The sequence below is a fragment of the Kibdelosporangium persicum genome (genome assembly GCF_013280595.1).
In the GTDB taxonomy this organism is placed as follows: domain Bacteria; phylum Actinomycetota; class Actinomycetes; order Mycobacteriales; family Pseudonocardiaceae; genus Kibdelosporangium; species Kibdelosporangium persicum.
The window spans coordinates 156990-170006 of sequence record NZ_JAAATY010000016.1; the positions used below are offsets into that span (position 1 = coordinate 156990).

The 13017-nt window shown below is 68.7% G+C and carries 10 protein-coding genes and 1 tRNA gene; 2 read left to right on the top strand and 9 right to left on the bottom strand.

The features are described from left to right. Nucleotides 1-42 precede the first annotated feature (42 nt). A complete protein-coding gene (locus GC106_RS26820) occupies nucleotides 43-3624 on the top strand; it encodes a S8 family serine peptidase (RefSeq protein WP_173136230.1) in 3582 nt (1193 codons plus the stop codon). Nucleotides 3625-3716: 92 nt separating this feature from the next. Then, nucleotides 3717-6059: an HAD-IC family P-type ATPase gene (locus GC106_RS26825; protein WP_173136232.1), complete on the top strand. Its 2343-nt coding sequence runs from the start codon at nucleotides 3717-3719 to the stop codon at nucleotides 6057-6059. 54 nt (nucleotides 6060-6113) lie between these two features. Here the strand turns inward: GC106_RS26825 and GC106_RS26830 are convergent, their stop codons facing one another. From GC106_RS26830 to GC106_RS26870, 9 genes are all read right to left on the bottom strand, one after another. Continuing rightward, nucleotides 6114-6842, bottom strand: a complete 729-nt coding sequence (locus GC106_RS26830) for a zf-HC2 domain-containing protein (protein ID WP_173136233.1) — start codon at nucleotides 6840-6842, stop codon at nucleotides 6114-6116. 37 nt (nucleotides 6843-6879) lie between these two features. Continuing rightward, a complete protein-coding gene (locus tag GC106_RS26835) occupies nucleotides 6880-7293 on the bottom strand; it encodes an ankyrin repeat domain-containing protein (RefSeq protein ID WP_173136235.1) in 414 nt (137 codons plus the stop codon). Between the two features lie 224 nt (nucleotides 7294-7517). Further along, nucleotides 7518-7591 (bottom strand) — tRNA-Leu (locus GC106_RS26840). A gap of 81 nt (nucleotides 7592-7672) precedes the next feature. Further along, nucleotides 7673-9001: an NAD(P)/FAD-dependent oxidoreductase gene (locus GC106_RS26845; RefSeq protein WP_173136237.1), complete on the bottom strand. Its 1329-nt coding sequence runs from the start codon at nucleotides 8999-9001 to the stop codon at nucleotides 7673-7675. A gap of 81 nt (nucleotides 9002-9082) precedes the next feature. Beyond that, nucleotides 9083-9586 carry a hypothetical protein gene (locus GC106_RS26850; protein ID WP_173136239.1) on the bottom strand — a complete coding sequence of 168 codons (504 nt, stop codon included), beginning with the start codon at nucleotides 9584-9586 and terminating at the stop codon, nucleotides 9083-9085. 20 nt (nucleotides 9587-9606) lie between these two features. Further along, a complete protein-coding gene (locus GC106_RS26855) occupies nucleotides 9607-10947 on the bottom strand; it encodes a DUF58 domain-containing protein (RefSeq protein WP_173136241.1) in 1341 nt (446 codons plus the stop codon). After that, a complete protein-coding gene (locus GC106_RS26860) occupies nucleotides 10944-11924 on the bottom strand; it encodes an AAA family ATPase (RefSeq protein WP_173136243.1) in 981 nt (326 codons plus the stop codon). The genes GC106_RS26855 and GC106_RS26860 overlap by 4 nt, the downstream gene beginning before the upstream one ends. After that, nucleotides 11921-12379, bottom strand: a complete 459-nt coding sequence (locus GC106_RS26865; protein WP_173136245.1) for a hypothetical protein — start codon at nucleotides 12377-12379, stop codon at nucleotides 11921-11923. Before GC106_RS26865 ends, GC106_RS26860 begins: the two co-directional genes overlap by 4 nt. Further along, the gene (locus GC106_RS26870) at nucleotides 12376-13014 is read right to left on the bottom strand and encodes a DUF4129 domain-containing protein (protein ID WP_173136247.1); all 639 of its coding nucleotides are present in this window, start codon (nucleotides 13012-13014) and stop codon (nucleotides 12376-12378) included. Before GC106_RS26870 ends, GC106_RS26865 begins: the two co-directional genes overlap by 4 nt. Between the last annotated feature and the right edge of the window lie 3 nt (nucleotides 13015-13017).

Here is a 13017-nt window from a genome sequence, read left to right on the forward strand (position 1 = left end):
ATGCTGGCGATTTTCCGACACGACGTCTGAGGGGCGACCATAGTGCGCGGAACTGTCCATACGGCTGTCCTGGCCGTGCTCATCAGCGGACTCACCGGCTTACCGGCGGCCGCTGACCCTGCGAGAAACCCATCGGCGAGACCGGAGCCTGCCAGGACGGTCACGCTGATCACCGGCGACAAGGTGACCGTGACCCAGCGCGGCGACACCTGGGACGCACATGTGGAACCGGCGAAGCGGATCGGTGCGCCGCGTGGCTTCGTCAAGTCCGTGACGGCGGACGGGGTGACCGTCATCCCGTCGGACGCGGTGCCCTTGGTCGCGTCCGGCCGGCTCGACAAGGCCCTGTTCGACGTGACGGGCCTGATCAAACTCGGTTACGACGACGCTCACACGTCCGAAATCCCTCTGCTGGTGGAGTCGGGACCGAGTGTGAGCGCACTGGGCAAGGTCACCCGTGATCTGCCCGCGGTGAAGATGGCGGCGGTCTCGACGCCGAAGCAGCGGGCTACCGACCTGTTCGAGACGGCCAAGGCGCACAGGATCTGGCTCAACGGCAAGGCATACCCGTCGCTGGACCAGAGCGTGCCGCAGGTCGGCGCACCAGCCGCGTGGCAGGCCGGGCACACCGGCGCGGGCGCGACAATCGCCGTGCTGGACACCGGATACGACCCCGGCCACCCGGATCTCGCCGGGATCGTCAAGGGCGAAAAGGACTTCACCGGCGAAGGCATCCAAGACCAGGTCGGACACGGCACGCACGTCGCCTCAACCGCAGCAGGCCGAGGCGGCAGATACACCGGTGTCGCCAAGGACGCGAACCTGCTGGTAGGCAAGGTCTGCGCCAACTACGGATGCCCGTTCGACGCCATCCTCGAAGGCATGCAGTGGGCGGCCGACAACGGCGCCAAGGTCGTCAACATGAGCCTCGGCGGCGGACCCGGCGACGGCACCGACCCGATCGAAACCGCCGTCAACCGCATCTCCGCGGAGAAAGGCACGCTGTTCGTCATCGCCGCGGGCAACTACGGGCCGTCCCAGAAAGTCTCCTCACCCGCCGCCGCGGACGCCGCACTGGCCGTGGCCAGCGTCAACAAGCAAGACCAGGCAAGCCAATTCTCCTCCCCCGGCCCACGCGCCAACGACTTCGCAGTCAAGCCCGACATCGCCGCACCCGGCGAAGCCATCGTCGCCGCACGAGCCAAAGGCACGTTGGACGACGAGGCCGTGGACGAGCACTATGCCCGGTTGACCGGCACATCCATGGCCACACCACACGTCGCGGGCGCGGCCGCCATCCTCGCCGCACAACACCCGGACTGGAACGGCCAGCAGATCAAGGCCGCGCTGATGGGTGCCGCGAGTCCGGTCTCGGCGACGATCTACCAGCAAGGCGCGGGCAGGCTGGACGTCGGTCGCGCGGTCAGCCAGACCGTCGTCGCGAGCACGGGCAGCCTGAGCATGGGTTTCATCCAGTGGCCGCACCGCACGGACAAGATCACCAAGCCGGTGACGTACAAGAACTCCGGCGGCACACCGGTTTCGCTCACGCTCGAACTCCAGGACGCCGGTGTGTTCAGCACGGACGTCAAGGAGATCACCGTTCCGGCGCAAGGCGAGGCCACGGTGAACGTGACGTTCGACCCGGCGGCCGGACCGGTCGCCGAGTACAGCGGCCGTCTGGTCGCCAGGGGCGGCGGCACAGTCGTGCAGACCGCGATCGGCGCGACCAAGGAGCCGGAAAGCTACACGCTCACCCCGAAACTGACCGACCGGAACGGCGTCGAGCTCGGACCGGACGGCGCGGGCGCGGTGATCTGGAAGCGGATCGACGCCGACTTCTACGACATCGCGCCGAGCAACCGGCCAGTGCGCCTGCCCGCGGGGAAGTACGCGGTGTTCGGGCTGGTGCAGACGCTGACCGCGGGCCAGGTCCAGCCTTCGGTGACGATGGTCGGCGAGCCCGAGGTCGATCTGCGCCAGGACACGACCGTGGCGTTCGACGCCCGGCAAGGTGTCCGGGTCGACGTGCGGGTCGAGGAGCCAGAGGCTCGCCGGGCCGCCGGTGTCACCGCGATCGTGGTCCACGGCTTCGACGGGCGAGGGGTCGGCTTCTCCAGCGACGTGACCGACGAAACCTATGCCGTGCCGACAAAGGGCAGTTTCCAGCACTTCGACTACTACAACCGCCAGCAGCTGGGACGGCCGTCGGTCAGGCTCGCGGCCGGCAAGCCGGAATCCTTCGACATCCCGGTGGAGTGGGCACCGTCGTCGCCGATGACCAACGGTCACAAGGAATTCGCCGCTGTCGACGTCGGGCACGCCACGCCGGAGGAGATCGCGACACGTGATCTGAAAGGCAAACTCGCCGTGTTCACGCTCGGCAGGACCGACGCCAGGGAGTACGACGCCCGTGTCAAGGCAGTCGCCGACGCCGGCGCGGCGGCGGCGCTGTTCTACTTCTCCGAAACCATGTCGATCGCTGTGCGGGAGAAGGCTCCAGTACCCGTGGTGTACACGATGGACCCGGCGGGTCAGCGGCTGGCCAAGCTCGGCAACGCCACCGTCACCCTGACCGGGCTGCCCGCGAGTCCGTACCGCTACGAACTCGCATTCCCGCACCACGGCGGCATTCCCGGCAATCTCACCTATCAGCCGCGAAGCAAGGACCTGGCCACGGTCAAGGCGAAGTACCACGCACAGACCGACGGCGTCGCCTACATCGACTACCGGACACGGTCGGGCAACCTTCAGATGGGCAGTGGCCTGTGGTCGACGGTCGTCCCGTTGCCGCTTGAACGGACCGAGTACTACTCGCCGGTGACGTGGCAGAATTCGTTCCGCACCGCGCCGAACCGCGACAGCGGGCCGGAACAGGGGTACATCAACGATGAACGGACCTACCGCGCGGGTGAGCAGACCACGTCCGAGTGGGGCAAGGCCGTGATCGGGCCTGGCCTCGCGGTGTCCAACGAGCCGTACACCGGCCAGCCGCACCTGGCCTTCCGCGAAGCGGACACGATCACCGCGACGCTGCCATTGTTCTCCGACGCCGCAAGGCATTCCGGGTTCCCCCGGCCCGAGGAGTACAGCTTCGCCGACAAGGGCGACACCGTGTTGTACGCCGACGGCAAGGAGATCGGCCGCAGCGATGTTCCCGGCGACGGGACGTTCACCGTGCCCGCCGCCGCGGCGAACTACCGGCTCACCTCGGAGGTGACCAGGACGAGCCCGATCTGGCCGTTGTCCACAAAGGTCAGTGCGGAGTGGACGTTCCGCTCGGGCCACACCGACAAGGCAACACCGTTGCCGTTGCTGACAGTCGGTTTCGATCCGAAGCTCGACCTGCGCAACAACGCCAGGGCGAACTCCGTGCTCGCGATTCCCGTGCGGGTCGACCGTCAGCCGGGGTCCGCGGGCGGCGGCGCGTCCTTGCGTACCGTCGAAGTGTCCACCGACGACGGCACACTCTGGCGGCGGGCACCGCTCGTGCGCGTGCACGACCAGTGGTGGGCCATCGTGTGGAATCCGTCGTCCGGTTTCGTTTCGCTTCGTGCGCAAGCGTCCTATCCGGACGGCAACACCGTTTCGCAGACGGTGATTCGTGCTTATCGGGTGAAGTGAACCATCCGGGTAGGACCAGCCCAATCCCCCTAGGGGCTGGTCCTACCTCGGGGTGACGCGGACCGGCCGGAGGTGCGCCTACTGTCGGACCCATGTCGATTGACAACACCGCACTCGGCACCATCGACGGCGGGCTGACCACCGCCGAGGTCGCCGAGCGGGTAGCCGCGGGCAAGACCAACGATGTGCCCGCGCGGGCCAGCCGTACGGTCGGCCAGATCGTCCGGGCGAACGTGCTGACCCGGATCAACGCGATCTACGGCGTGCTGTTCGCGATCATCATGTCCACCGGGTACTTCCTGGACGGCATGTTCGGCCTGTTGATCATCTTCAACAGCGGCATCGGCATGATCCAGGAGCTGCGGGCGAAACGGACGCTGGAGAGACTGGCCATCGTCGGGCAGGCCCGGCCGACCGTGCGGCGGGACGGCGTGTCCGTCGACGTGGCGCCGAACGAGATCGTGCTCGACGACGTGATCGAGCTCGGCCCCGGCGACAAGATCGTCGTCGACGGCGTCGTGCTGGCCGCGGACGCGCTGGAGATCGACGAGTCGCTGCTCACCGGCGAGTCCGACCCGGTCGTCAAACAGCCCGGCGACCAGGTGTTGTCCGGCAGCTTCGTGGTCGCGGGCAGTGGCGCCTACCGGGCGACCAAGGTCGGCAGGGACGCGTACGCGGCCAGGCTGGCCGAGGAGGCCAGCAAGTTCACCCTGGTCAAGTCCGAACTGCGGTCCGGCATCGACAAGATCCTCAAGTTCATCACGTTCCTGCTGATCCCCGCGGGTGCGTTGACCATCTACAACCAGCTGTTCAACGTCAACGAGTCGCTCGCCGACGCCCTGCGCGGGATGGTCGCCGCGCTCGTGCCGATGGTGCCCGAAGGGCTCGTCCTGATGACGAGCATCGCGTTCGCGGTCGGCGTGATCCGGCTCGGCCAGCGCCAGTGCCTCGTGCAGGAACTGCCCGCGATCGAAGGCCTGGCGCGTGTCGATGTCGTGTGCGCCGACAAGACCGGCACCCTGACTGAGAACGGCATGCGGCTGTCCGAAGTCCGCAACGCCAACGGCGACAGTTCGGTGTCCCAGGCGCTGGCCGCGCTCGCCCGCACCGAGGCCCGCCCGAACGCCAGCCTGTTGGCCATCGCCGAGGCGTACCCGGACGATCCCGGCTGGCACGCGACCGCTGTCGCGCCGTTCTCGTCCGCTCGCAAGTGGAGCGGCGCCACGTTCACCGACCACGGCCACTGGGTGCTCGGCGCTCCCGACGTGCTGCTCCCTGCCGGTGACGCCGCACGCGCCGAAGCCGAGCAGGTCGGATCACAGGGCCTGCGCGTGCTCCTGCTCGGCCGGACCGACGTGCCCGTCGACGCCGTCGACGCGCCCGGGACCGTGACACCCGCAGCGCTCGTCGTGCTGGAGCAGAAGGTCCGGCCGGACGCCAAGGACACCCTGGACTACTTCGCGTCCCAGAACGTGACCGTGAAGGTCATCTCCGGCGACAACGCCCTGTCGGTCGGCGCTGTGGCCGCGTCGCTCGACCTGCCCAACTCGTCCGACCCCGTCGACGCCCGCACCCTGCCCGACGAGAAGGACGAGCTCGCTACGGTCCTCGAGGAACGTGCCGTCTTCGGCCGCGTCAGCCCTGCCCAGAAACGGTCGATGGTCGGCGCCCTGCAGTCCCGTAAGCACACGGTCGCGATGACCGGCGACGGCGTGAACGACGTGCTGGCGCTGAAAGACGCCGACATCGGCGTCGCCATGGGCTCCGGCAGCCCGGCGACCCGGGCCGTCGCCCAGATCGTCCTGCTGGACAACAAGTTCGCCACCCTGCCGCACGTCGTCGGCGAAGGCAGGCGCGTGATCGGCAACATCGAACGTGTCTCGAACCTGTTCCTGACCAAGACGGTCTACTCGGTGATCCTCGCCCTGATGGTCGGGATCGCGCAGGTCAACTACCCGTTCCTGCCCCGGCACGTGACCGTGATCGCGTGGTTCACCATCGGCATCCCCGCGTTCGTGCTCTCCTTGGCCCCCAACAACGAACGCGCCCGCAGCGGCTTCGTCGCGAGAGTGATGCGGATGGCGATCCCGGCAGGGGCCATCATCGCCACCGCGACCTTCGTGTCGTACATGCTCGTGCACACCAAGGCCACCAGCGAGCAAGCAGGCACTACGGCCCTGATCACCTTGATGATCGTCGCGCTCTGGGTGCTCGCGATCGTGGCGCGTCCCTACAAGTGGTGGAAGATCGCCCTGATCACCCTCATGTCAGGGGCGTCGTTCCTGCTGTTCGTCCTGCCCTTCACGCAACGCTTCTTCGCCCTCGACCCCAGTAACACCAGCTACACGACCCTCGCCATCGGCATCGCCGCGCTCGGCGTGGTCCTCGTGGAACTCGTCTGGTGGATCCAGCGAAAGCTCATGCCCCCCTCGTGAGTGCTTATCGGGGTTAGAACACGGATAAACACTCACGAGGTGTGCAGGCAGGGGTCAGGCCGCTCGGCGGTGGTGGCCGGTGCGGTCATGGCTGGCTGGGCGGAGCCAGGGCCTGCTGGGGCCCGAGCGGCGGTCCTCGTCCGGCGTCTGGCTGCCGGCCGACGCCGACCCCTCATCCTGACGGGCGGTCGGCGCCGGATCGCCGCCCTGCCGATGCTCCCGCTGCACCACCCACAGCAGCGCCACCCCGGCCAGCAGCGGGATGTGTGACAGCAGCCGAGAGGCCGGAACCCCCACGGTCGCCACGTCGATCACCGAGAACACGACCAGCGCCGCGACGAACACCCCGACCGCGGGCAGCAGCCCACTGGCCCGCTTGGTCTGCCAGGCCGCCGCGAGCATCGCCAGGCCGAGCGCCAGGTTCCACGCGGCGCCCTCGCTGATCAGGTGCCCGGTCAACGAAGCGCCATGCCCGGAGTGGACGTTCGTGCCGAACAGTTGCGCCACCGCCAGCAACAGCTGGATCAACCCGACGCCTGCCAGGGCGATCCGTGCCACCGGCCGGCGGCGAGGCTGGGCTTCGGCGAGCACCGAGGCGACCAGGTCCGGTGTCGGCTCGAACGAGCGGACCCGTACTCGGCGGTTCAACGCCGCCGCGGCCTCGTACCAGGCCTGGCAGGACGCGCACGACTCCAGGTGCGCGTCCACCTCGGCCGAGGGCACCGGTGACTCCTCACCGTCCAGCCGGGCGGACAGGGCCTCTGTGCACGTCCCACAGTCCATGCCTACATAGTCGCCCGTGACGGCCGGTGAGTTCCCGTCAGCCCTTGCGCTCGAACAGCGCCAGCAACTCGAGCCGTCCGAACATCCTGGCCGTGTCGACCGCAGAGGGACTTCCGGAGAACGGGTCCGCGCCGCCGTCGAGCAGGGCCCGCACCACGTCGTCCGACGCCTTGAACACGGCCCCGGCCAGCGGGGTCTGGCCGTGGTCGTTCGGGCTGTCGGCGTCCGCGCCCAGCTTGACCAGCGTCGACACCGCTTCCGCGTGGCCGTGGTAGGCCGCGAGCATGATCAGGCTGTCGCCCGCCGCGGTGCGAAGGTCGACCGGCACACCGCCCTTGACCAGTGCCGACAGTTCGTCCGCGTTGCCCGCCCTGGCCGCCGCGAAGGCCCGGCCGGCGAGTTCATCGTCCGCCACGGTGACCAGGGTGTCACACCCCGCTGACGAGGGCATGTCCGTGCGATGAGCGGGACCTTGAATCCGCAGATAACGTTTTGGGAATGTTTTGCACGCGGTGAATACGAGCCGTCGTCGATTGAGCGCCGTAAGTGATATCAATACGGAGCGCTTTCGCCTGATCGCCTGGTGTGAATGCGCGCCGCTGCCCCATGGGGCGGACATGAGAACGGGTAGTCCACGTCCATCGCGTTTCATGGACATGAACTACCCGCTCAGCGTGCCCCCGACCGGATTCGAACCGGCACTCCAACCCTTTTAAGGGGCTTGCCTCTGCCTGTTGGGCTACGGGGGCGCGTGAAGCCTAAGCGTTCCGGCGCCCCCTTTGGAGTCACTTTGCTTGAACTCATCCGGCTGGCCTATTGAATTGGTCCAGTCAGCTCTTCGCCGCGCGGGTGAATTCGGTCTTCGGATCCTGGATCTGACCCATCGAGATGACCTCCCGCCGGAAGACGAATGCGCCGAGCCAGTCGAACATGATGCGGACCTTGCGGTTGAACGTGGGCATCCGCGACAGGTGGTAGGCCCGGTGCAGGCCCCACGCCAGGAAGCCCTTCAACCGGATCACACCGAGCACGTCGGTGACGCCCTTGTAGAGGCCCAGCGAGGCCACAGAGCCCTGGTACTTGTGCACGTAGGGTTTCTGCTTCTTCCCGCGCAGCGCGGCCAGCACGTTGGGCACCAGCCGCTTGGCCTGACGGACCGCGTGCTGCGCCGACGGGCTGCACGTCGCGGTCGGGTCCTCCTGGGTGCGCGAGAGGTCCGGCACGGCGGCGTTGTCGCCGGCCGCCCAGGCGTCCGAGAGGCCCTCGATCTGCAGCTCGGCGGTGCAGCGGACCCGGCCGCGCTGGTCGAGCGGCAGGTCGGTGTTGGCCAGCACCGGGTTCGCCTTGACGCCCGCGGTCCAGATGATCGTCTCGGCGTCGAACTCGGTGCCGTCGTCGAGGATCACGTGCCCGTTCTCCAGCGACTTCGCCCGCGTGTCGAGGAACACCTCGATGCCGCGCTTCTCGAGCACCTTGACGGTGTAGACGCCCATCTTGGCGCTCACCTCGGGCATGATCCGGTTGGACGCCTCGACCAGCACCCAGCGCATGTCCTTCGGGCTGATCGTGTCGTAGTACCGGGTGGCGTAGCGGGCCATGTCCTCCAGCTCCGCGAGCGCCTCGACACCGGCGTAACCACCGCCGATGACCACGAACGTCAGCAGCTTGCGGCGCAGCTCCGAATCGCTGGTCGACTCGGCGATGTCCAGCCGGGACAGCACGTGGTTGCGGAGGTAGATCGCCTCACCCACGGTCTTGAACCCGACGCCGCGCTCCTCCAGGCCGGGGATCGGCAGCAGCCGGGACACCGACCCGAGCGCGCTGATCAACAGGTCGTACTCGACCTGGTCGGTGTGCCCGTCGATGGACTCGACGGTCGCCGTCTTGTTCGCGTGGTCGATCTTGGTCACGCGTCCGGTCAGCACGTGGCAACGACGCAGCACCTTGCGCAGCGGCACGACGACGTGTCGCGGCTCGATGGATCCGGCCGCCGCCTCCGGCAGGAACGGCTGATAGGTCATGTGCGGCTGGGGGTCGACGACTGTCACCGACGCTTCGAGCGACCGCAGTTTCCTCTGCAGGCCCAATGCGGTGTACAGGCCGACATACCCACCGCCGACGATGAGGATCCGCTTCGGCTGCTTCTTGCCCTTGGCCATGGTCCTATCGTCGCACCAACCGGCCGGCCCCGCGCGTCACCCCTGGTCGGGTGTGATCCCGGTCGCCACGCGGCGACGGGTTCACTGTGGACGATTCAAGATCATCCGGGTGGCGAGCACGGCCAGCGCCGCGCCGCCGAGCAACGCGGTGACCTCCAATGCCGCTGGTGTAACGGTTTTCGGGACGAGCGCGGCGACGCCCGCCAACCCGAAGACGACCGCCTGCACGATTCCGAACCGGACAGCGGCCGGGCGCAGTGCGGCGGCGTGCACGCGCGCAGTGCCGGGAATCACAGCGGCCAGCGCGCATCCGATGTGGACGACGTGGACCAGCGGAATCAGCGCGAGGACCGCGAACTCGAAGGGGTCTTCGCTGACCGCGAGCGTGGCCACGGCCGTCGCGACGATCAGGAAAGCGGGCGCCGGCGTGCCGGGTGCCGTGACGGACAACACTCCCACCACAGCGATGATGGTCAACGGCAAGACGCCGACGCCCTGCCGGGCCTGCACGATCACGATCAGCACCACCGCGCACAGCACGACACCGCGCAGCGTCCAGGCGGGCAGTCCGGCGGTCAGTCTCATCGGGGGTTTCGTCTCGTGTTTCATCGCCGTCCTCTCGCCAGGACTCGCAGTGTGGCGGACGCCTCATCACCCCACCGGAGAACCGGAATCCCATGTTCCCGCAACGTCTGCAGCCGTACCGCGTGCTCGGCGCGCAACACCCGCAGCACGGCCTCGCCCCACGGGTCCCGCTCGGCCGCGATGAGGTGTTCCGGCAGCAGATCCATTGCCAGCACACGGGTTCCGCGCCGGACCACGGTCGCGGTGAGCTCGACCATGGCGTCGTCGAGGAACGGCGACAGCACCATCACCAGCGACCCGGCGGGCGCCTGTTGCGGACGTAACACCGGTTTCGACGCCCATCCCGCCGATCGGGCACAGATCACCAACTGGTGCCGGATCTTCAGCAGCTGCCGCGACCCCGTTCCGGGCGCCAGGCTCAGCTGCGGGCGGCCGAGGTCCACCAACCCGACGCGGTCGCCTTGCCGCAGGTAGCTCGCGGCCAGTGAACACGCGGCCAGCACGGACGTGTCGAGCGAGCCGCCCGCCCGGACACCGTTGCCGATCATGGCGCTCGCCCATTCGCCCACGTGAGCTCCGACATCCACGCGCGTGTCGATCGCGAGCACAAGGGAGGCGTCGGCATCGGCATGCCGTTCGCGTACGTGCAGCGCGCTCGGCGACATCACGCCGCCCGTGGCCGCGGATGTCCGCAGCGACACGCGCCAGTCGATACGTCGCAGGCGGTCGCCTGGTTGGAACGCAGGGATGTCCCTCAGCTCGGTGCTGTCGCCTGGGCGCGGCGACCTGTGCACACCGACCAGACCTGACGGCCGTGGCGGCAACGGACCGGCGGGGAGCACCTTGACCGGCGGCAGGATGGTCCGTCGGCCCTCCGTCCCGACTATCGGGCCGTAGACCCGTAGCGCGTCCGGCCCGGCGAACAGACGGTCCAGCCGGAGGTCGACGCCTTCGCCCCAGCCGCCATGGCCGAGCGTCGTCCGGACCTGCTCGACGTTCCCGGGCAACAGGTGCACGGGCCCCGCCCCACGCGTCTTGCCGTGCGGCGCGCGCAACGCGACGAGCTCGACGCCGGGACCTGCGTCGATATCGAAGACGGCTTCGGCGAGCTGGGACTGTTCCAGTGCGCGGGGCAGCGTCGGCTGGTGCACGACTGGTTCGGCCGGCTGCGGGCGTGTCATCGCCAGCATGGCGCTGATCAGCAACGGGGCGCCGAACAGGACGAGCACGAGCTCGTGGAGCAGCACACCGGCGACGACCAGTCCGACGCCGACGACAACCGCGCGGTACATGGCGTCGGTGTTGCGCCATCGCCCGGTGTCCCGCTGACCGCGCATCCACCGCAGGACGCGGTTGTTCATCTCGTGCTCGCCGGTCCGGGCACGGAGCCGAGCAGTTCGGTGACGACCTGGACCGCTGTCGCGCCCGTGCTCCACGTCTCGGCACGCAGCGTCAACCGGTGCGCCAGCGCGGCGACCGCGCATTCCTTGACGTCTTCGGGAAGCACGAACTCGCGGCCGTCCATGACCGCGAGACAGCGGGAGACCAGCAACAACGCCTGGGAGCCGCGCGGCGAGGCGCCGATCTCGACCGTCGGGTGCCGTCGGGTCGCCGACGCGAGGTCCACGCAGTACCGCACGACATCGGCGTCGACGCCGACCCGTTCGACACCGGCCTGCAGGGCTTTGAGGCGTTCCGCGTCGACGACCGGCGCGACCTCGGTGTCCTCCTGGCGCCGGGCGAGCCGTCTGTGCAGCACCTCGGCTTCCTCGTCGGCCGGCGGGTATCCGACGTCCAGCCGCAGCAGGAACCGGTCCAACTGGGCTTCCGGCAAGGGATACGTGCCTTCGTACTCGACCGGGTTCGCGGTCGCCAGGACGTGGAACGGCCGCCGCAGCGAATGGGTGTGCCCTTCGACCGTGACCTGCCGTTCCTGCATGGCTTCCAGCAACGCGGACTGGGTTTTCGGCGGAGTGCGGTTGATCTCGTCGGCCAGCAGCAGGCCGGTGAACACCGGGCCCGGCCGGAAGCTGAACTCGTGCTCGGTCGGGTTGTACAGGTACGAGCCGGTGACGTCGGCGGGCAGCAGGTCCGGGGTGCACTGCAGCCGCTTGAAGTCCAGACCAAGCGCTTGCGCGAGACTGCGTGCCATCAGCGTTTTGCCCAGTCCCGGCACGTCTTCCAGCAGCACGTGGCCGCCCGCGAGCACAGCGGCCAACGCCAGCCGTGACGTCCGCTCGCGCCCGACGACGACCGTGCCGACGGCGTCGAGCACGGCGCGGCACTCGGCCGCGATCACGGCCACACTGAGTCCGGATTGGACGTCCGATGTGGTCACTTCTCCTCCAGACGGCCGAGCAGTTCGGTCAGCCGGTGCGGGGACGGCAGCTCAGCGTCCCGGGTGGTGATCAACGTGTACAGCTCGTCGCCCAGCTCCTGCCGGGCTCGCGGGTCGTCGAGGCTGATTCCCTTGTGCCGCAGCGTGTCGGCCGCGAGTTTGCGCAACCTCGGCTGGACCCGGCTGCGGAATCTGCCGGGGTCCTTCGCGGCTTCGGCGAACCTCGTCGACAACGTGCTCGCCTGGTGCGCCGTCAACGATTCGTCCGGCGCGGGCAGTGCTTGCCAGCTCGGCGCGGCGGCGCCGACGACCATCGTCGCCAGTGCCGTGACCGCGGCGACCGGGATCGCGACCAGAATCGCCCACATCAGGGGCATTTTCATCAGCCAGGTCGTCAGGACGGTGGCGATCCCGCCGATGGCGACCGCGGCCAGAACGGCGTTCAGCGGTTTCATGAGATGCTTTCCAGCGCTCGCCGCGCGGCGCGGGCGTCATCCTCGGTGACGTTTCCCGGCCGCCCGAACCGGGCGCGGTGATACAGCGTCCGCAATGTTCGCAAAGCTTCCTCGTCAGCGTTCTGTCCAGCCAGGACAGCGGCGGTGAACTCGGTCGGAGTCTGGTGCGGCTGACGCTCGACACCGGTTTCGGCGGCGGATTCCTCAAGCCGGACCCACGCGGCGATGACCGCGTCCGACGGCGGTCCTCCGATCTTGCGGTCCATTTCCGACAACGCCCGCTCGGTCGCCCGCGCCAGCCACGGCTCGGCACTGTCCACGGTCTCGTCGGAGACGGCGGTGCGCAACCGGATCCGTTTCCGCCGATAGAACCGAATACCGCTCAACGCGACAAGCAGCATCGCCAGCCCGAACAGCACGGCGGCCGAGACGACCAGGATCAGCACCCCGGCCCCGTACGCGATCGGCTCGGACGAGACCGGCGGCGCCCCGGCCGGCGGGCCGCCGTCACCCGGGTCGAACCCGGTGCCGAGGCCGGCGGTGCCCCGCGGAATGCTCGAACTTCCCCGCGCCGCCACCACGGCCAGCACCAGGAAGGCAACGACCGCGAGCAGCACCGGCAACCGGACTTTCATCAC